The organism is Micromonospora sp. NPDC093277 (genome assembly GCF_044765245.1).
Taxonomy (GTDB): domain Bacteria; phylum Actinomycetota; class Actinomycetes; order Mycobacteriales; family Micromonosporaceae; genus Micromonospora.
This window is the reverse complement of the sequence record NZ_JBIWJO010000009.1, coordinates 93792-113982: the sequence shown is the minus strand read 5'-3', so window position 1 is coordinate 113982 and position 20191 is coordinate 93792. Positions and strand designations below refer to the sequence as shown.

Below are 20191 nucleotides of genomic sequence, written 5' to 3'. Positions count from 1 at the left end.
GTCCACCTCCACCCTCAACATATACCCCTACCGGGTATGTTACAAGCGCGGGCACCGCTACGCCTAGGCCTCTCCGTTACTGCTACCCCGCAAGGGTAGGAACCGTCGGGGTCGGGAGCGGGGAAGAAGGGCGCCGACGCCAGGGCGACGGCCGGAAGCGGTGCCGGGACCGCCGCCACGGGGTGGGGTGCGACCGACGGGTCGCACCCCACCCGCCCGCCCGGAGTTGCGCTGCGCCGAGCGGGTCAGCCGAACAGCAGGTCGCCGTACTTGACGACGATGGCGAGGACCAGGACCAGCATCCAGATCACCACGACCATGAGGTCGACGTTGGCCCGCACCGCCGCGGCAAGCGCGGACTGCGTACGCGGAGGTAGGAACAGATTGCCGTCACGGATGTTGACATGCGTCAGGGTGGAGAACACCAGCGTTGTCGAGACGGTTACCAGCAGACACCACGGGCACAGTGCCCCGATGTGGAACATCGACTGGTAGAACAACCAGTACGCGAAGGCCAGCCCAAGGGTGTAGACGACCTGGGCGGCGAACATGAACCAGCGCGGGAACCGCACCCCGCCCAGGCTCGCCACGGCCACGGTGATGACCACCGGCTCCGAGATCAGCCCCAGGAACGCGTTGGGGAACCCGAAAAGATGCGACTGCCACGAACTGCCGACCGTGCCGCAGCTGATCACCGCGTTGATGTTGCAGGAGAGCTCGGCGGCCGGGTCGGCGGCGAGCGTGATCGCGTCCACCGACAGCACGAACGAGGCGAGCAGGCTCAGGCACGACGAGAACAGCATCGTGCCGAAGAGCCAGGCATTGGCGTGCCGCAATCGGTCCAGTCGGCCCACCAGGCCAGCCACTACTCTGCCCCTCCCGCCGCGGCCTCGATCGCCTGGGTCAGCGGGCCCGAGGCGTACACATTGCCCTCGAACACCGTGCCGTTGATCTTGATGGTGGGGGTACCCTGCACGCCCGACTTGAACGCGGCCTCGGTCGAGGTCGCCACCCACCGCTCGAAGGTCCGCCGGGTGAACACGTCGACCACGTCCCCGCCCACCCCAGCCTTGCGGGCCAGGTCGGCGATCTGGTCGTCGGACAGCCCGCGGGTGCCCTCTTCGGGCTGGTGGTTGAACAACTCCGTGTTGAACGCCCATACCGATTCCGGGGCCCGGTCGGCAACCGTTGCCATCGCGTTGGCCGCCCGCGTGGAATACTTCGAACCCATCGACGTCCGGTCCAGGAACGAGATCGGCCGTAGTTGCACCTTCACCGTCCCGGCTTCGATCAGCCGGTCGATCTCGCCACTGTTGGCCTGCTCGAACTTCCCGCAAGCCGGGCACATGTAGTCCAGGTAGATCTCCAACGTCACCGGCGCGGTGGCCTGCCCGACCGGGATCGCGCCCGCGTCGGTGAGGTTGGCCGGGGTCACCAGCTGTCCGCTGGCGCTGCTCGGCGAGGAGTCGCCGTTCGACGCGGCGTTGACCACGACGCCGATGATCGCGACCAGCAGGCCGACAATCACCACTCCGCCGGCCAGCCGTACCCGCTTGCGCCGCCGGGCCGCAGCCACCTGCGCCAGGCGCAGCTCCCGAGCCTTGATCCGTGCTTCCTTACTCATGGTCCCTCTCGTTTCTCGCGTTGGTGCACCGACCCACCGGCCGTACGCGGGGTGGTCGGCGGCGGGCGCCAGCCATCGAGCGGCGCCCGCCGCCGAATGCCCGACCGGCGGCGTTCCGTCTGGATTGGGCAGCGTGCAGCCTGCCGGCGCGACCACTCGCGCCAGCGCGCCGCTGCATGGGGTTCGGGGTCCCTTACCCGTCCTGTGGCAGATCCGCCGACCCCGGCATTCCAGGCGGCCGTAACGGCCGTCCCGCCGGCCTTGACGCAACGGCGTCGAGGTCAGCGATGGAGTGCGGGGATCAGACGGCGACAGGATCCGGCGGGCCGCGACGCAGTACCGGGGAGCGGTCCAGCTGCCACGCCCGCAACGACTGCCCGGGTCCGTGGGGGCCGGGGGCGACCAGGCGCACACCAGGCGCAAGGCGCGACCATGCCGGCAGCCTCGGCCACAGCCGGCCCACCGCCTCGGCCGCGCCGGCCAGCAGCGCCCGCACGCTGACCCAGACCCCGACCAGGCCCAGGACGGTGCAGAGGTTGAGCAACAATGCCGGGGCGGCCACCATCACCACGAGCCCGACGCTGTGCCCCGGACCGGCGTCCACCGCGTACTGGCCGGCGGCGCAGTCGGGATGCTCGCGCAACAGCGCCAGGTGCACGCCCAGCCAGGCCCACGGCCCGTCCGCCGACACGCAGCGGCTGACCGTGACCGGGGGCGCCTGGCGTGCCACCATCCACAGCACGGCGCCGACCAGCAGCGGCACCGCGCCAAGCCACATCGAGCGAATGCCGACCGGTCGTCCACGCCCGCCGGCCATCATGGACCGTCCCGCCGTATCCGGCGGATCGGATGCGGCACGCCGCTCGGCGCCGCCTGCGATACCGCTCATCCACGTCCAGACGTCACGCCGGGCCAACCCGGACCAGCTCACCGAATGTGAGGCGAAGATAACCCCGAATCCCGGCGCGGGGCTCGGGACCTTTCACCCGAACCCGTAGGACCAAAGGCCCCCACCAGTTACCGGATGACGGCACGCGGAGAGCGGGACGCCGTTCGCCGGCGCGGTTCGGCGGGATGTCGCATGGCCTGCGCCTCACCCATGCCCGAGGTCAGACACCGGGCAGCGTGCGTCGGCTCGGCCGTAGGTACACCGCCCAGGTCAGCGCGAAGCAAAGCGCGTACCAGCCGATGAACGCCAGGTACGCCAGGTCGGCGTTGCCGGCGACGAGGAAGGACTGCCGGAAGGCCACGTTCACCAGCACCCCGCCCGAGGCGCCAACCGCCCCGGCGATGCCGATCAACGCCCCGGAGAGGCGCCGCGCACGCCGGTCGGCCGTCTCCCGGTCGCCGGTCAGCGCCGCCTCGCGCGCCGCGCGGGCCCGGAAGATCGCCGGGATCATCTTGTACGTCGACCCGTTGCCGATCCCGGAGAAGACGAAGAGCGCCAGGAACCCGACCAGGTAGAGCGGGAAGGAGCGATCCCGGGCGGCGTACAGGACCAGCCCGGCGCCGGCGGCCATCGCGATGAAGTTCCAGAAGGTCACCCGGGCCCCGCCGAGCCGGTCGGCGAGCTGGCCGCCAAGCGGCCGGATCAGCGAGCCGATCAGCGGCCCGAGGAAGGTCAGCCAGGCGGCGTCGACCGAGGTCGGGAACCGGTCGTGGAACTGCAGCTGGAGAATCTGTCCGAAGGCGAAGCCGAAGCCGATGAACGAGCCGAAGGTGCCCACGTAGAGCAGGGACATCGCCCAGGTGTGCGGCTGGCGGGCTGCCGCGCGCAGCGCGCCCGGCTCGTTGCGCGATCCGGGCATGTTGTCCAGCCAGCGCGCGGCGGCGAGCGCCGCGAGCGCGATCAGGGGCAGGTACACCGCGGGCACCAGCCGGGGGTACGCGGCCCCGGCGGTGGCCAGCACCGCCAGCCCGACCAGTTGCACGGCTGGCACGCCGAGGTTGCCGCATCCGGCGTTGAGGCCGAGTGCCCGACCCTTGAGCCGTTCCGGGAAGAACAGGTTGATGTTCGCCATCGAGGAGGCGAAGTTGCCGCCGCCGACACCGGTGAGGCAGGCGAGCACCATCAGCGTGGCGTACGACACGCCTGGTTTGATGAGCAGCGCCATCGGCAGTGCGGGCACCAGCAGTAGCAGGGCGCTGACGACGGTCCAGTTCCGCCCGCCGAACCGGGCCACCGCAAGGGTGTACGGCAGCCGCAGCACCGCGCCCAGCGCGGCGGGCACGGCGGTGAGCAGGAACTTCCCGGCCGGGTCGATGCCGTACTCGGGGCCGAGGAAGAGCACCATCACCGACCAGAGGCTCCACACGGAGAAGCCGACGTGCTCGGCGAGGATCGAGACGTACAGGTTGCGGCGGGCCACGTGGGTCCCGGTGGTCACCCAGAACTCGGGGTCCTCGGGCCGCCAGTCGGTGAGCGGTCCGCGGCCGGAGGCCGGCGGCCGGGTTGTGGGGGATGCGAGCATGCTCACGGGCGGCTCCTCCTCCTCGTCGTCGACGAGGGGACGTTAGGAAGGACCGGTTACCCGGTCGTGCCCGTACGACGTCGTTCCGCGAACAGAGCTCGCACGTCCGTCGCGGGCTGGTGGTGAGCCGGTCGGAGCTGCTGGAGGATCTTCGTCTCGCGGTTCGGACCCGGCGGCCCGGTCCGTTGCGCCTGCCCGGTGTGAGCCGCTCTTGACAGGACCGAAACGAAAGGGATCCGGACCGGAAACCACCCGCCGGCACGCTTCTCGGTCATGACAGACAGTGTGCGCGCCGCGACGCCGCCAGGGGTACGCCCCCGGGAGGCGGCCACGCACTGCCCGTACTGTGCGCTGCAGTGCGGGATGGTGCTGCGCGACACCGGGCAGCGGGTCGAGGTGCTGCCCCGACAGTTCCCCACCAACCGGGGCGGCCTCTGCCAGAAGGGCTGGACCGCCGCCGAGCTGCTCGACCACCCGGACCGGCTGACCACCCCGCTGCTGCGTGACCGGCGCGGCGGCGAGCCACGCCCGGCGAGCTGGGACGAGGCCCTCGACCGGGTGGCCGCCGGCCTCCGTGCCGTGCAGGACCGGCATGGGCGGGACGCGGTCGCGGTCTTCGGGGGTGGCGGGCTCACGAACGAGAAGGCGTACGCGCTCGGCAAGTTCGCCCGGGTCGCGCTGGGTACCCGGCACATCGACTACAACGGTCGCTGGTGCATGTCCTCGGCCGCGGCGGCCGGGCTGCGCGCCTTCGGCGTCGACCGGGGGCTCCCCTTCCCCCTCGCCGACCTCGGTCGAGCGGACACCCTGCTGCTGGTCGGCGCCAACCCGGCGGAGACCATGCCGCCGCTGCTGCGGCACCTGACCGACCAGCGCGAGCGTGGCGGCCGGCTGATCGTGGTCGACCCCCGGCTCACCGCCACCGCCCGCCTCGCCGACCTCCACCTGCAACCGCTGCCCGGCACCGACCTGGCGATGGCCAACGCGCTGCTGCACATCGCACTCACCGAGGGGTGGCTCGACCGGGCGTACCTGGCGGACCGGACCACCGGCTTCGACGAGGTGCGGCAGACGGTGGCCGGTTACTGGCCGGCCGAGGTGGAACGCCTCTCCGGGGTGCCGGTGGCCGATCTGGAAGCCACCGCCCGTGCGCTGGCCACCGTGGACCGTGCGATCATCCTCACCGCGCGGGGTGCGGAGCAGCACGCCAAAGGCGTCGACACGGTCACCGCGTTCATCAACCTGGCGCTCGCCCTGGGTCTGCCCGGCCGCCCCGGCTCCGGGTACGGCTGTCTCACCGGCCAGGGCAACGGGCAGGGTGGCCGGGAACACGGGCAGAAGGCCGATCAGCTTCCCGGCTACCGCCGGATCGACGACCCGGCGGCCCGGGCACACGTGGCCCGGGTCTGGGGCGTCACTCCCGAGGCGCTGCCCGGGCCCGGCGTACCGGCCTATCAGCTCCTCGATTCGCTCGGCACGGCGACCGGTCCCCGGGCGCTGCTGGTCTTCGGCTCCAACCCGGTGGTGTCCGCGCCTCGCGCGACCCGGGTGGAGTCCCGGCTGCGCGACCTGGAGTTGCTGGTGGTGGCCGACTTCCTGCGCTCCGAGACGGCCGCCCTGGCCGACGTCGTGCTGCCTGTCGCCCAGTGGGCCGAGGAGGACGGCACGATGACCAACCTGGAGGGTCGGGTGCTGCGCCGCCGGGCGCTGCGCGAGCCCCCACCGGGCGTCCGGACCGACCTCGACGTCCTCGCCGCCCTCGCGGACCGCCTGCGACGGCGGGCCCCTTCCCGTCGCCTACCGGGTGAGCCACACCGCGGGAACGGCCCGCCGACGCCGGACGGCGGGGGCGACGGGCGCCGCCACGGCGGGGCGAGCTTTCCGACCGATCCCCGTGCCGTGTTCGAGGAGTTGCGCCGAGCCTCGGCCGGTGGGCCGGCAGACTACGCCGGGGTGACCTGGGAGCGGATCGAACGGGACGAGGGGGTCTTCTGGCCCTGCCCGGACCCGGACGGGCCCGACACGCCCCGGCTCTTCGCCGCGTCCTTCCCCACCCCGGACGGGCGGGCCCGGTTCCATCCGGTGACCCACCGGCCGGCCGCCGAGCCGGTCAGCGCCGCGTACCCGCTGCACTTCACCACCGGCCGGGTACTCGCCCAGTACCAGTCCGGCGCGCAGACCCGACGGGTCGCCGCGTTGCGCCGGGCAGCGCCCGGAGGTTTCGTGGAGCTGCATCCCGACCTGGCCGACCGGCTGGGCGTGGCCGACGGGGACGAGGTGCGGGTGGTCTCCCGCCGGGGCGAGTTGGTCGCGCCGGCCCGACTCAGCCCGGCGATCCGGCCGGACACGGTCTTCGCGCCGTTCCACTGGCCGGGCGCGGCCCGCGCCAACTCGGTCACCAACGACGCCGTCGACCCGATCTCCGGGATGCCGGAATTCAAGATCTGCGCGGTTCGGGTGGAGCCGGCATGAGGATCGTCATAGTCGGCTACGGGATGGCGGGTGCCCGGCTCGCCGCCGAACTGCACGCCCGAGACGGGGACCGCAAGGTCGCCGTGCTCGGGGCGGAGCCGCACCGGGCGTACAACCGGATCATGCTCTCCACCCTGCTCACCGGGAAGATCGACGAGCCGGACGTGGAGCTGACCGACGTCAGCGGAGCGGGCGTGGACATACGGACCGGGGTGGCGGTGACCGCCGTCGACCGGGTCGCCCGGGAGGTCCGCACCGCGGACGGCGACCGGCACGGCTACGACCACCTGGTCCTCGCCACCGGTAGCCGGGCGGTGGTGCCGCCGCTACCCGGGCTCGACCCGCTGCCCGCCCGCGTGGTCCCGTTCCGCACCCTGGACGACTGCCGGCGCATCCGCGCCGCCGCCCGGGGTGCCCGCAGTGCCCTGGTGCTCGGCGGTGGGCTGCTCGGGCTGGAGGCGGCGCGTGGGCTCGCCGGCCAAGGGCTGGACGTGACCGTGGTGCATCCGAAGCCGTGGTTGATGGAACGGCAGCTTGACCCAACCGCCGGCAACGTGCTCGCCGGCACCCTCGCCGGGCTCGGCGTACGGGCCGTGTTGGCCGTGCCGGCGGTGGCGCTGGCCGCCGATGCCGACCGGATCCGTCTGGAACTCGCCGACGGCCGCTCACTCGCCGCCGACCTGCTGGTCCTCTCCTGCGGCGTACGCCCCGACACCGCGCTCGCCGTCGCGGCCGGGCTGGCCGTGGACCGGGGCGTGGTGGTGGACGACCGGATGCGGACCAGCGACCGGCGGATCTCGGCGATCGGCGACTGCGCCCAGCACGACGGGGTGGTGACCGGACTGGTCGCCCCGGCCTGGGCGCAGGCCCGGGTGGTGGCCGAGGTGCTCGCCGGGGCGGACCGGCTGGCCCGGTACCGGCCTCGCCCGGTGGTGACCCGGCTCAAGGCGGCGGGCATCGACCTGGCCGCGATGGGCGACGCCGGCGGGCCCGTCCCGGCCGGCGGCACTGACGACGGCACACCGGTCGAGGAGTTGACCTTCACCGACCCTGCCCGGGGCACGTACGCCCGGCTGCGGATCCGCGACGAGCGGCTGACCGGGGCGATCCTGCTCGGCGACAACCCGGCGGTCGGCACCGTCGTGCAACTCTTCGACCGGGGCGCCCCGGTGCCGGCCGACCGGCGGTCGCTGCTGCTCGGGCGGGCGTTCGGCGTCGCCCCGGCCGCCCCGGCCGCGTCCCCGGCGCTGATGCCGGACGCGGCCACGGTGTGTCAGTGCAATCACGTGAGCAAGGGCGCGCTGGTGGCGTGCTGGCGTTCCGGCGCCCGCACCGTCGCGGAGCTGTCGACGGCGACCCGCGCCGCGACGGGCTGCGGCGGCTGCCGGGACTCGGTCGCCGGCATCGCCGGCTGGCTCGCCGAGGCGGACCCCGGCGCACCGGATCGGCCGCCGGGCGGCCTGAGGGCAGTTGACGCGACGGATCGCGTGGAGGTGACACGGTGAGTGGGCGAATCAGAAGGATCGGTGCGAGCGTGCCGCATGACGGCACTGCGCACGTTCCAGGCTCCGGCAGGACTGCGGCGGCGGCCGGGGCTCGGCGGGGCGGGGTGCCGGCATGAGCGGCGGCAGGCTGGTGGTCGTCGGCAACGGCATGGTCGGGCAGCGTTTCGTCGAGGCGTTGCGGTCCCGGGACCACGACCGGCACTGGCAGGTGACGGTGCTCGCGGAGGAGCGGCGGCCGGCCTACGACCGGGTGCGGCTCTCCGTCTTCTTCGACGGGGTGAGCGCCGAGGAGCTGAACCTGCACACCCCCGACGACGGGGTGGAGCTGCGTCTGGGCGAGCCCGCCGTCGACGTCGACCGGGACCGGCGGGTGGTACGCACCGAGACCGGTGAGCACCCGTACGACGCCCTGGTGCTGGCCACCGGTTCGTACGCCTTCGTGCCTCCGGTCGACGGCGCCGACCTGCCCGGCGTGTTCGTCTATCGGACGCTGGACGACCTGGCCGCGATCCGGGAGCACGCGCGGGGCCGGCGGACCGGGGCAGTGATCGGCGGTGGCCTGCTCGGGCTGGAGGCGGCCAACGCGCTGCGCCTGCTGGGGCTGGCCACCAGCGTGGTCGAGTTCGCGCCGCGGCTGATGCCGGTGCAGGTGGACGCGGCGGGTGGGGCGATGCTCCGCCGATACGTCGAGGAGCTGGGCGTCACCGCGTACCTCGGGGTCGCCACCAGGGCGCTGCGCGCGGGCCTGGACGGAACGGTCGGCACGCTGGAACTCGCGGACGGCCGCACGGTCGACACGGAGCTGGTGGTGGTGGCCGCCGGCGTCCGGCCCCGGGACGAGCTGGCCCGGGCGGCCGGGCTGCCGCTCGGCCCGCGCGGCGGGGTGCTGGTCGACGCCACCTGCCGGACGGCGGACGAGCGGATCTGGGCGGTCGGCGAGTGCGCCGCGGTGGACGGCGCCTGCCACGGCCTGGTCGCCCCCGGGTACGCGACCGCGGAGGTGGTCGCCGACCGGCTGCTGGGCGGGGCGGCCACCTTCGCGGGCGCGGACACCGCGACCAAGCTCAAGCTGCTCGGCGTGGACGTGGCCTCGTTCGGCGACGCGCACGGCACCACCCCGGGATGTCTGGAGGTCACCTTCACCGACCCGGCCACCCGGTCGTACGCGAAGCTGGTCCTCTCCGACGACGCGCAGATTCTGCTCGGCGGCGTGCTGGTCGGCGACGCGAGCGCGTACCCGACGCTGCGGGCGAGCGTCGGTGGCCCGCTGCCCGCTCCCCCGCTGGCGCTGCTGGCCCCGGCCGGCGTCGGTGGGGCCACCGCGCTGCCGGGTGCCGCGCAGGTCTGCTCCTGCAACGCGGTGACCCGCACGGACGTCGACGCCGCGATCGCCGGCGGGGCTACCGACGTGGCGGCGCTGAAGGCGTGCACCCGGGCCGGCACCAGCTGCGGATCCTGCGTGCCGATGCTCAAGCAGTTGCTGGACGCGGCCGGGGTGACGCAGTCGACGGCGCTCTGCGAGCACTTCGACGCCAGCCGGCAGGAGCTGTTCGACCTCGTCCGGGTCCGCGGCATCCGGACCTTCTCGCAGCTCGTCGCCGATCACGGGAGGGGACGCGGCTGCGACATCTGCAAGCCGGTGGTGGCCTCGATCCTCGCCTCGCTGGGCACCGGACACGTGCTCGACGGCGAGCAGGCGTCCCTTCAGGACACCAACGACCACTTCCTGGCCAACCTGCAACGCGACGGCAGCTACTCGGTGGTGCCGCGGATCCCCGGCGGGGAGATCACCCCGGAGAAGCTGATCGTGATCGGCGAGGTGGCCCGGGACTTCCGGCTCTACACCAAGATCACCGGAGGGCAGCGGATCGACCTGTTCGGCGCCCGGGTCGAGCAACTGCCGCAGATCTGGCGCCGGCTGGTCGACGCCGGCTTCGAGTCCGGCCACGCGTACGGAAAGGCGCTGCGCACGGTGAAGTCCTGTGTCGGCGAGACCTGGTGCCGGTACGGGGTGCAGGACTCGGTCGGGCTGGCCGTCGCCCTCGAACTGCGCTATCGAGGGCTGCGCGCCCCGCACAAGGTCAAGGCGGCGGTCTCCGGCTGCGCCCGCGAGTGCGCGGAGGCACGCAGCAAGGACTTCGGCATCATCGCCACCGAGACCGGCTGGAACCTCTACGTCGGCGGCAACGGCGGCTTCCGCCCCCGGCACGCCGACCTGCTCGCCACCGATCTGTCCACCGAGGCGCTGATTCCGCTGATCGACAGATTCCTGATGTTCTACATCCGCACCGCCGACCGGCTACAGCGCACCGCCGCCTGGATCGAGGCGATGGACGGCGGCCTCGACCACCTGCGGTCCGTGCTCGTGGACGACTCGCTCGGGCTCTGCGCCGAACTCGACGCGGCCATGGCCCGGCACGTCGCGTCGTACTCCGACGAGTGGCGGGACGTGCTGGAGAACCCGGAGCGGCTGCGTCGCTTCACCTCGTTCGTCAACGCCCCGGACGTGCCCGACCCGTCCATCACGTTCGCGGTCCAACGCGGCCAGCTGGTACCCGCGCGCGGAGCCGGGCCGGCCACCGGCACCGACCGCCGTCAGCCGGTCACGCTCGGCCTGCCGGAGGTACGACGATGATCCGCACTCTCGACTGGGCCCTGATCTGCCCGCTTGAGCGGCTCGACCCGGATCGCGGGGTGGCCGCCCTGGTCGACGGGGTGCAGGTGGCCCTGTTCCGGACCGGTGGCGAGCTGTACGCGGTGGACAACCTGGACCCGGTCGGCGGCGCGTACGTGATGTCCCGGGGGATCGTGGGCAGCCGGGGCGGCGCGCCGACGCTCGCCTCTCCCCTGCACAAACAGGTCTACGACCTACGGACCGGGCGGTGCCTCGACCTGCCGGGCGTGGCGCTGCGGCGGCACGAGGCGCGCTGCCGGCACGGGCTGGTCGAGGTCCGGCTGCGACAGGAGGAGTGATGCCGGACGAACTGGCGGGCTTCACTATCGGGGTCACCGCCGACCGGCGGCGCGACGAGTTGGCCGCGCTGCTGCAGCGGCGTGGTGCCCGGGTGGTGCTGGCCCCGGCCCTGCGGATCGTGCCCTTGGCCGACGACACCGACCTGCGCGAGGCCACCCGGGCCTGCCTCGACCGCCCGCCGGACGTGCTGATGGCCAACACCGGCATCGGGATGCGGGGCTGGCTGGAGGCCGCCGAGGGGTGGGGGCTGGCCGAGCCGCTGCGAGAGGTGCTCTCCCGCTCGTACGTCGTGGCCCGGGGCCCGAAGGCGACGGGCGCGATCCGGGCCGCCGGCCTGCGGGAGCACTGGTCCCCGGCCTCGGAGAGCTGCGACGAGGTGGTCGAGCATCTCGTCCGGCGGGGCGTGGCCGGCCAGGTGGTCGCCATGCAGTTGCACGGCGAACGGCAACCGGAGTGCACCGAGGCATTGGCTGCGGCCGGAGCCACCGTGATCGAGGTACCCGTCTACCGGTGGTCACCGCCCACCGATCCGGCACCGCTGCACCGGCTGATCGACCTGGTCGCGGGACGGCTGGTCGACGCGGTCACGTTCACCTCCGCCCCGGCGGCGGAGGCGTTGCTGCGGGCGGCCGGCGAGCGGACCGAGACGGTGCTGGCGGCGCTGCGAGAGGACGTGCTGGCCAGTTGCGTCGGTACGGTCACCGCCGAACCGCTGACGCGGCGCGGGGTGCCGGTGAGCGCGCCGGGCCGGGCCCGGCTCGGCGCGCTGGTCAGGATGATTGTCGACGAGCTGCCGCGCCGGACGGTGACCGTGAAGGCCGGCGGGCACCTGCTCACCCTGCGCGGGCATGCCGCTGTGGTCGACGGGGAGCTGCGACCGCTGGCCCCGGCCCCGATGGCGGTGCTGCGGGCACTCGCCGCCTCCCCCGGGAAGGTGCTGCCCCGCACGGCGCTGCTGCATGTCCTGCCCCGAGGGGCGGACGGGCACGCGGTGGAGATGGCCGTCGCCCGGCTCCGGGCCGGGCTGGGGGACCCCCGGGTGGTCCAGACCGTGGTCAAGCGCGGCTATCGGCTCCGGGTGGAGTGAAGCCGCAACCGTCTCACCGGGGTCGAGGCGACGACGTCCAACCCTGCCGTTGCAGCCGTTCGATGCCGTCCAGCAGCAGGTCCAGCGAGAACTCGAACTCGAACTGGTCGTCGCAGCCCTGCCCCACGACCGATTCGTTGTCGTGGGACGACGCCGTGGCTATCTCCGCGAGATGCGGGAACCGGGCCGCGACCTCCGGTGGTAGCGGCGCCGGCGGGTCTGGTTTGGTCGGGCCCGACCGGCCGGCTTGCCGGGAGGCGTCGAACAGCTCCTGGCTGAAGCCCAGAATTCGGCTGCCCATCGCGTGCATCACGTGGTGGGCGAGGTCGGCGGTGAACCCGCCGGCCCGCAACGCCCCGACCATCGAGTCGAGGTAGGCGAGGATGGCCGCGGTCGCCATGTTCCGCGACTCGATGGCGAGCGGCGCCCAGGGGTGGCGCAGCAGCACCCGTCGCGCCGAGAGGATGCGCCCGCGGACCGTCTGCTTCCAGTCGGCCTCGGGTACCAGCGGATCGATCTCGCCGACGACCACGTCGATCATGCCGTCGAGCAGTTCGTCTTTGTTGGCCACGTGCTTGTAGAGGGCCATCGGCACGACGCCCAGGTCCTGGGCGAGGTTGCGCATGCTGAGGGATTCGATCCCGGCCTCGTCGGCGAGCGTGACGGCGGCGCGCAGGATCCGGTCCCTGCTCAGGGGCGTCCGGCGTAGCGGATCAGCCTGCTCAACCATCTCGGTCCTCGTCTTTCCGGCAACGGTTGAACCATAACCGCATTGACAGGTGTACGGCGTACACCTACCCTACTTACATAAGGTGTACGCCGTACACCCGAGGGAGGGGAAATGAAAGCGATCGTCCAGGACCGATACGGCCCGCCGGAGACCCTCACGCTCGCGGACGTCGACACGCCGGTGCCCGCCGCCGACGAGGTGCTCGTACGGGTCGAAGCCGCCGCGCTCAACGCGTACGACTGGCATGCCATGCGTGGCGATCCACGGATGGCACGCTTGGCCATGGGCCGGTCAAGGCCCCGGGCACGCATCCGCGGCCGCGACTTCGCCGGCCGGGTTGAGGCCGTCGGCACCAACGTTCGACAGGTAGGCCCGGGTGACGCCGTCTTCGGCGACCTCGGCGACGCCAACGGCGCGTTCGCCGAGTACGTATGCGTACCCGAGACCCTTGTCGCGCCGAAGCCGGCGAACCTGACGCCGCAGCAGGCGGCCGCCCTGCCACTGGCCGGTGTCACCGCGCTGATGGGACTGTGCGACGTCGGGCAGGTAGAGCGTGGCCACCACGTCCTCATCAACGGCGCGTCCGGCGGCGTCGGCACCCTGGCCGTCCAACTGGCCAAGGTGCTCGGCGCGACCGTGACCGGGGTGTGCAGCACCCGCAACGCCGACCTGGTCCGCTCCCTCGGCGCCGACCACGTCGTCGACTACACCCGCGACGACTTCACCCGCGACGCCCGCCGCCACGACGTCGTGTTCGACCTGGTCGGCAACCGCAACCTCAACGGACTCCGGCGGGTGCTGACCCCGACCGGGACGCTGGTGCTCTCCGGCGGCGGCGTGTACCGCGGCGGCAGTCTCATCGGACCGGTCTGGCTCATCACGCGCGGGCAACTGTTGGCGCCCTTCGTTCGGCACCGCATCGTCACGCTCACCACGACCCTCAGCCGGCAACACCTCGACACGCTCCGCGCCCACGCCGAGGCCGGCCGCCTCACCCCGGTCATCGACCGGACCTATCCGCTCCACGAGGTGCCCCAGGCCATCCGGTACCTCGAAGGTGAACACGCGCGGGCGAAGGTCGTCATCACCATCTGATCCGCCGGCCATCACCCTTCCTGGAGACCGGGCACGGGTGGCCGTGGCACGGTCGCACCACGCGGATGGGTACGGCAGGCGCCGGGTGCCGGCGCGGTGAGGACGCGCCGGCACGGCGACCACCAGGTCTGGTGGGACGCTCAGACGTCCGCGTAGTGGAGGTTGAACAGCCAGCCCTGCTCCGACCCGCCGTTGGCGCTCCACTGGATGATCTCCGCGCCGTTGGCGGTGCTGCCACCGCCGGACACGGAGAGGACCTTGCCGCTCTTGCCGTTGACCAGGTAGCCGTTGGATGGGTACCAGTCCTGCTCGGGTCCGCCGTTGCAGGTCCACTGGATGATGTTGGCGCCGTTGCTGGTGCTGCCGCCACCGGAGACGGAGAGGCACTTACCGCTCTTGCCGTTGACGAGCGTGCGGCCGGACCAGCGCCAGACCTGCTCCCAGCCGTCGTTGCAGGTCCACAGGATGGCGTTCGCGCCGTTGGCGGTGCTGCCGCCGCCGGCGATCGACATGCACTTGCCGCTCTTGTAATTGATGATCTCGTACCAAGAGGCGGCCTGGGCCGGCGATGCGACCGCGAGCGACGACGCGACCGCCGCTCCCGTGACGGCCAGCCCTGCCAGGGTCCCCCGAGTCTTCCGCTGCACGCGTGCCTCCGAACTGTCGTCCGACCAATGTGGACGATCACACGATCGCCTTGGTGACGACCCTACGCAGACCGGACAGACGGGCAGAACCCATTCAAGATCGGATTCAACCGGTGTTCACGCCCCGGTAACAGCCGATCTGCCGGCGCTCGTCGCGGCGGGCCGCGCGGACACCCGCGGCAGGGCGCGGATGTCGACCCGGCTGTCGACAATGATCTTGCACATCGGGCAGATCGACCACAGCCGGTAACGACATCATTGCGGTACGCGCCGATGGCGGACGCCATGATTCGAGGGCGTCCGACGCCGCACTACGCCCCACCCGCCCTCGCGGCCGGCGACGAGGCCAACTCCCACGCTCCGGGCCCAGGCCGCCAAGATCGTCAAGATTCCATACTCGGACCTGGTGCTATACGGTCGGGGGGTGAAAACCGAGCGCCACTGGTGGAACGGCAACCGCACTGTGCGGGGGCGTCGCGACGTGTTCATCCGCACCGACGGCGAGTCATGGGAGGTCGAGGCCCGAGCCGGCGGCGACGCCGGCCGGTCGAAGATCCACCAGTGCCCGGGCCGACAGTCGGCGGAGATCCTGGCCCGGGCATGGATGGACGAACAGAGCCGGTGGCAGGTCGTGGCACCCTGATCGACCGGCGCCGATGCTCGTTCACCGTCCGTCAGCTGGCAGCGGGACCCGGCAGCGGGTTCGAGTAGACTGACAGCACGGCCCGCCCAGCAAGGCGGCCGGGTTCGATGTCCCACGCCACGCGCCGCGGCCGAAACGGTCAGCGCCGGGCGGGACGTCCCTTCGACGTTCGGAGCCATCATGGCGGCACGCCGCCCACGCCAGACCACCTCATCCAACGCCACCAGCTTCGCCGACCTCGGCGTGCCCGACGCGCTGAACCGCGTGCTGGCCGCGACCGGGGTGGACCGGCCGTTCCCGATCCAGGCCGCGACGCTGCCCGACGCGCTCGCCGGGCGGGACGTGCTCGGTCGGGGCCGCACCGGTTCGGGTAAGACCTATGCCTTCGTGCTGGCGGTGCTGACCCGCCTGGCCGCCACCGCCACGCCACGGCGGGCCGGGCGCCCTCGGGCACTGATCCTCGTACCCACTCGGGAACTGGCCACCCAGATCGACAGCGTGATGGCGCCGCTGGCGGAGGCGCTGTCGCTACGCACGATGACGATCTTCGGTGGCGTCGCCGCCCGACCCCAGATCTCCGGGCTGCGCGCCGGGGTTGACGTCCTGGTGGCCTGCCCGGGCCGCCTCGCCGACCATGTCGGGGCCGGCAACGCGCTCTTGGACGCCGTCGAGATCACCGTGCTCGACGAGGCCGACCACATGGCCGACCTCGGCTTCCTGCCCACCGTACGGCGGCTGTTGGACCAGACCCCGCGCGGCGGGCAGCGCCTGCTGTTCTCCGCCACCCTGGACGCCGGCGTCGATGTCCTGGTGCGGCGGTTCCTCACCGATCCGGTCGTGCACAGCGTCGACTCGACGCTGTCGCCGGTCGCCGCGATGGCGCACCACGTCCTGCACGTCCACGCCGACGACCGGTTCGCCGTGCTGGTCGAGCTGGCCGCCGCGCCGGGCCGCACCGTGGTGTTCACGCGTACCAAGCGGGGCGCGAAAACCCTCACCCGCCGGCTGGTCGCGGCCGGTGTGACCGCCGTCGAACTGCATGGCAACCTGGCCCAGGCCGCGCGCGCCAGGAACCTGCAGGCGTTCTCCGCCGGGCAGGCGCGCACGCTGGTCGCCACCGACATCGCCGCCCGGGGGATCCACATCGACGACGTGGCCCTCGTCGTGCACGCCGACCCGCCGGAGGAGCACAAGGCGTACCTGCACCGCTCGGGCCGTACCGCCCGGGCCGGCGCGGCCGGGACCGTGGTCACGCTGATGACCGACGGACAGGTGCCCGAGGTGCGGGCATTGACCCGCAAGGCGGGCATCACGGCGACCACGACGCGGCTGCGTCCGGGTGACGCGCTGCTACGCGAACTCGCCCCCGGGGAACGGACGCTGGTCCCCCAGCCCGTGCCGCAGTCCGCCGGCCCGCAGCACGAGGCGCAGCCCGCCCACGGCGGCCGGGGCCGACGCGGCGGCAAGCCGGCGCCGACCACCTCGACACCATCCGCGCCGGCGCGATCCGGTGCGGCGGCCTTCTCCGCCCGGGCCCGGCCGGGCGCCCGCCGCGGCGGGCGCTGACCCCTGCCCCCCCCCGACGGGGCCGAGCACCGAGACCTCGGTGAGTCCGGCGGGTCCCGCCACAGCCGGCGCGCGAACAGGGACTGGTACGACGGCTCCTTCGATGAGCGCGACGCCGACCTCGCGTCGCGCTCATCGAAGGCGGGAGGAAGATCCGTGGGCGTACCCGGCGGCCGTCCGGCCATGCGCACGGTGCATCGGGGGCCTGGTCGCCGGACGCCGCCGTTTGGTAGGCCGGACCCGCACCGGGATGGCCACGCCCGAAGGGGCGATGTCGGGCATTCTTTGTGCTGCTGGGCATGGCTATTTCCCGGTTCGCCGTCCGATTCGAGCGAATTGCCGTAGGCGCCCGCCCCCGATCTGGCGAACAAGTCTTTGACCTGGCTGCGGCATGATCACTCCGGTTGTTCGCCGGCGAACTCCGGAACCTCGGACTGATCCGAACGGCCTTTCTTTCGCACGAGTACCGGCGGTGCAACCCGTCTGTCCACTCAGGAGGCGCGCACCCGCCCACCGCCCTGGACCGACCCCGGAAACGCTCGCCCACCAGGCCAGACAAAGATCAGTTGGCGGCGCTTCGGCGCCCACCTCGTCGCCGTGCAAATCGGGCCCGAAGGGCGGTCGGCAGTGATACCGATCCACTCAGGATGGTCCATTTGCCGAGTTTGCTGGCGCCTTCGCAGTCCCGGGTCGGTTTCGTTGACCACGGAATCACGACTTGATCTTTGATCTGGACGGCGTCCGGCGGGCGTGTCATCATGTGCAACCAGACTTGACACCGGAGCAGATTGATGAGCCAGATGGCGAGTCAGACGACGGGCAGTGATCGCCGTGAGCATCCAAAGGACAGTGCCGTGGTCACTTTGTCGACTGCTGGGGCCCCCACCGTCCCCGCCCAGGTGCTGCGCCATGCGGACAGCACGCCCGACCAGATCGCGGTGATCGACCACGGTGGAAGCATCACCTATCGTGATCTGGTCGAGCGTGCCAGCACTCTCGCCGCTTCCCTGCGGTCGGCGCTGAATGACGTCGACGACTCGACCGACCCGGTCGTCGCGGTCCTGTGGCCGCGTACCGCGGAGGCCGTGGTCGCCCAGCTGGCCGCCTGGTTCTGCGGTGCGGCGTTCCTGCCGCTGGACTCGGGACTGCCGGCGGCTCGGATTCGCGACATCCTCACCTGGGCCGGCTGCCGGGTCGCCACGGTCCACAGCGGGCTCGTCAACGCGCTTCCGCCGGACGTGACCCCCGTGGTCGCCGGCAACGGCCACCTCACCAGCCTCGCCGCGACGGACCGGCTCGCCTACGTCATCTCCACCTCGGGCTCCACCGGGAAACCGAAGCAGGTCGAGATCGAGCACCGTAGCCTTGCCGGCACGCTGAGCTGGTACGCGCGGTTTTTCGGGCTCGGCCCGGGAGTACGCACTGCGGCCTTCGCGGGGCTGGCCTTCGACGCGTGTCTGCTGGATCTGTGGGCCCCGCTGATGACCGGCGGGACCGTGCTGCTCGCAGACGAGAAGGTGGTCCACGACCCCGACCTGATCGCGGCCACGCTGCGCGAGGTCGACCACAGCTTCCTCGCCACCCCACTCGCGGAACAGCTCCTGCGAAGCAACGTGGACACCGGCCGGCTGGCCACCCTCGCCACCGGCGGTGATCGCCTGCGCACCTGGCCGCCCACCGACTTCGGCGCGGCCGTGCACAACCTGTACGGTCCGACCGAGGCGACCATCCTGGTCACCGCGACCGGAGACCTGCGGGCCAGCCGGGACCGCTCGGCACCGCCCCCGATCGGCCGGCCGGTCGCGGGCGCCCGGCTCACCCTCGACCTGCCCGCCGCCCGACCGGGCGACGAGGGCGAACTGCTCATCGCCGGTGACGGGCTCGCCCGGGGATACCGCGACGCGCCGCAGGAGACGGAAGCCGCCTTCGTCGCCGCGCCGGACTCGGCGACCCGCCGCTACCGGTCCGGTGACATCTGTCGTTGGACGGCGGACGGCGAGTTGAGCTTCGTCCGCCGGGTCGACGGACAGGTCAAGATCCGCGGCAACCGCATCGAACTGCGAGAGGTGGAGCTCGCCCTGCTCGACGTACCACGGGTGACCCAGGCCGCCGCCGACGTGACCCACCGGGCGGGCGAGGCGCTGCTGACCGCCTGGGTCGCCGGTCCCGTGGACGCCGAACAGGTGGGTGCGCACCTCCGGCACCGGCTGCCGGGCTCGATGGTTCCGGGCCGGATCGAGGTGCTCGCGGCGCTGCCGCTGACGGTCAACGGAAAGCTGGACCGGGCGGCGCTGCGGGCCATGCCTGCCATCGCCTCGGACGACACCGCGCCGGCGTCCGCCGAGCCGGGCGGCGGCGGGTCGCCGGCCCGCCGTTCGGTGACGCAGGCCTGGCGGACCGTGCTCGATTCGGCGCCGGGCCCGGACGACGACTTCTTTCTCACCGGCGGGGATTCCCTCCTCGCGGTACGGCTCACCGCCTACGTGCGGCGCGAGCTCGGCATCGAACTCAAGTCGTCGGTGCTGTACGAACACCGACGTTTCGCCGACTATCTCGCCGAGATCGAGGCGTTGCACGCGAGGCAGAAGGCAGGTTCGGCGGCCGGCGGCGGACCGGGAGCGATCCGGTGAGCCGTATCGCGTTACGGCAGGTCGCTCACGGGTCGGGGCGGTGCCTGCTGTCGGTGGAGTTCCCCGGTGACTCCTCGGGTCCCGGACTCGCGGCCGCCCTCGCCGGGCAGGGCGAGGAGTACGAGATCTGGCGACTCGACCCGGTGACCACTCTCGACCTGCAGGCCGAGTTGCCTGACTATGCGGCGCTCGCCCGCCTGTGCGTGGCGGAGTTCCAGCGGCTGCGCCCAGGAGCGGACCCGGCGGTGTCGGTGGTCGGATACTGCAGTGCGGCCCGCTTCGCCCACCACGTCACCGGGGCCCTGGCAACGGCCCGTCTTACGCCGCGTTCACTCGTTCTGGTCGCCCCACGGCATCCGACCGAGCAGACCGTCTGGGACGAGTTCGACCTGCTGTGCCGAAAGCTGACCGGCGACAGCCACGGCGATCCGGTGTTCCCGCTGCTCGACGACGCGACGGCGGCGATCGGCCGGTTGACGACGCGGCTGGCCGATCAGGCCCGCGACTTCGCCACCATGGCCGGCTACGGCCCCACGGAAGCGGCGGAGGCCGTGGACGAGATCGTCGGTCGCTACCGGGCCTGGTTGTGGTTTCTGCTCCAGGCAGCCCGACCCGCCACGCCGCAGATCCCGTGTCCGACGACGGAGATCGTCGCGGACGGCGGGCAGCCGGCGGCCGACGAGGCGGGCACCGTTCGGTCCGGCAGTCCTGCTGAGCTGGCGGGCCTGGTGCTGAAGGCCGCCTGAA

General features: G+C 72.5%; 16 protein-coding genes. 10 read left to right on the top strand and 6 right to left on the bottom strand.

From position 1 onward, the window contains the following. Window positions 1-245: 245 nt before the first annotated feature. From ACIRG9_RS20880 to ACIRG9_RS20865, 4 genes are all read right to left on the bottom strand, one after another. Window positions 246-866 (bottom strand): vitamin K epoxide reductase family protein, encoded by a 621-nt coding sequence (locus tag ACIRG9_RS20880; protein WP_402858172.1) that lies wholly within the window; start codon window positions 864-866, stop codon window positions 246-248. Further along, window positions 866-1624, bottom strand: coding sequence for a DsbA family protein (locus ACIRG9_RS20875; RefSeq protein ID WP_402858169.1), 759 nt, complete (start codon window positions 1622-1624; stop codon window positions 866-868). Before ACIRG9_RS20875 ends, ACIRG9_RS20880 begins: the two co-directional genes overlap by 1 nt. 301 nt (window positions 1625-1925) lie before the next feature. Next, the gene (locus ACIRG9_RS20870) at window positions 1926-2402 is read right to left on the bottom strand and encodes a hypothetical protein (RefSeq protein ID WP_402858166.1); all 477 of its coding nucleotides are present in this window, start codon (window positions 2400-2402) and stop codon (window positions 1926-1928) included. 331 nt (window positions 2403-2733) lie between these two features. Beyond that, the gene (locus ACIRG9_RS20865) at window positions 2734-4101 is read right to left on the bottom strand and encodes an MFS transporter (protein WP_402858163.1); all 1368 of its coding nucleotides are present in this window, start codon (window positions 4099-4101) and stop codon (window positions 2734-2736) included. 267 nt (window positions 4102-4368) lie between these two features. Here ACIRG9_RS20865 and ACIRG9_RS20860 point away from each other — a divergent pair, with 267 nt between their 5' ends. From ACIRG9_RS20860 to ACIRG9_RS20840, 5 genes are all read left to right on the top strand, one after another. Then, on the top strand, window positions 4369-6567 hold the full coding sequence (locus ACIRG9_RS20860; RefSeq protein WP_402858160.1) for a molybdopterin oxidoreductase family protein: 2199 nt from the start codon (window positions 4369-4371) through the stop codon (window positions 6565-6567). Beyond that, window positions 6564-8072 carry an FAD-dependent oxidoreductase gene (locus tag ACIRG9_RS20855; RefSeq protein ID WP_402858157.1) on the top strand — a complete coding sequence of 503 codons (1509 nt, stop codon included), beginning with the start codon at window positions 6564-6566 and terminating at the stop codon, window positions 8070-8072. The genes ACIRG9_RS20860 and ACIRG9_RS20855 overlap by 4 nt, the downstream gene beginning before the upstream one ends. Before the next feature lie 112 nt (window positions 8073-8184). After that, the gene (gene nirB, locus ACIRG9_RS20850) at window positions 8185-10707 is read left to right on the top strand and encodes a nitrite reductase large subunit NirB (RefSeq protein WP_402858154.1); all 2523 of its coding nucleotides are present in this window, start codon (window positions 8185-8187) and stop codon (window positions 10705-10707) included. Beyond that, window positions 10704-11045 carry a nitrite reductase small subunit NirD gene (nirD, locus tag ACIRG9_RS20845; RefSeq protein ID WP_402858151.1) on the top strand — a complete coding sequence of 114 codons (342 nt, stop codon included), beginning with the start codon at window positions 10704-10706 and terminating at the stop codon, window positions 11043-11045. Before nirB ends, nirD begins: the two co-directional genes overlap by 4 nt. After that, a complete protein-coding gene (locus ACIRG9_RS20840) occupies window positions 11045-12133 on the top strand; it encodes a uroporphyrinogen-III synthase (protein ID WP_402858148.1) in 1089 nt (362 codons plus the stop codon). The genes nirD and ACIRG9_RS20840 overlap by 1 nt, the downstream gene beginning before the upstream one ends. Before the next feature lie 13 nt (window positions 12134-12146). On the opposite strand, the gene ACIRG9_RS20835 is transcribed toward ACIRG9_RS20840, so the two are convergent. Beyond that, window positions 12147-12863, bottom strand: coding sequence for a TetR/AcrR family transcriptional regulator (locus tag ACIRG9_RS20835; RefSeq protein ID WP_402858145.1), 717 nt, complete (start codon window positions 12861-12863; stop codon window positions 12147-12149). 111 nt (window positions 12864-12974) lie between these two features. Here ACIRG9_RS20835 and ACIRG9_RS20830 point away from each other — a divergent pair, with 111 nt between their 5' ends. Then, window positions 12975-13958, top strand: coding sequence for an NAD(P)-dependent alcohol dehydrogenase (locus tag ACIRG9_RS20830; protein ID WP_402858142.1), 984 nt, complete (start codon window positions 12975-12977; stop codon window positions 13956-13958). Between the two features lie 140 nt (window positions 13959-14098). Here the strand turns inward: ACIRG9_RS20830 and ACIRG9_RS20825 are convergent, their stop codons facing one another. Next, complete coding sequence (locus ACIRG9_RS20825) at window positions 14099-14605, bottom strand: RICIN domain-containing protein (protein ID WP_402858139.1); 507 nt, start codon at window positions 14603-14605, stop codon at window positions 14099-14101. Window positions 14606-15029: 424 nt separating this feature from the next. Here ACIRG9_RS20825 and ACIRG9_RS20820 point away from each other — a divergent pair, with 424 nt between their 5' ends. The 4 genes from ACIRG9_RS20820 to ACIRG9_RS20805 all read left to right on the top strand — a co-directional run bounded on the left by ACIRG9_RS20820 (window position 15030) and on the right by ACIRG9_RS20805 (window position 20190). Beyond that, complete coding sequence (locus tag ACIRG9_RS20820; RefSeq protein ID WP_402858136.1) at window positions 15030-15248, top strand: hypothetical protein; 219 nt, start codon at window positions 15030-15032, stop codon at window positions 15246-15248. A gap of 180 nt (window positions 15249-15428) precedes the next feature. Further along, window positions 15429-16814: a DEAD/DEAH box helicase gene (locus ACIRG9_RS20815; protein WP_402858133.1), complete on the top strand. Its 1386-nt coding sequence runs from the start codon at window positions 15429-15431 to the stop codon at window positions 16812-16814. A gap of 854 nt (window positions 16815-17668) precedes the next feature. Then, window positions 17669-19444, top strand: coding sequence for a non-ribosomal peptide synthetase (locus tag ACIRG9_RS20810; protein WP_402858130.1), 1776 nt, complete (start codon window positions 17669-17671; stop codon window positions 19442-19444). Further along, window positions 19441-20190 carry a hypothetical protein gene (locus ACIRG9_RS20805; protein WP_402858127.1) on the top strand — a complete coding sequence of 250 codons (750 nt, stop codon included), beginning with the start codon at window positions 19441-19443 and terminating at the stop codon, window positions 20188-20190. The genes ACIRG9_RS20810 and ACIRG9_RS20805 overlap by 4 nt, the downstream gene beginning before the upstream one ends. The last annotated feature ends 1 nt before the right edge of the window (window position 20191 follow it).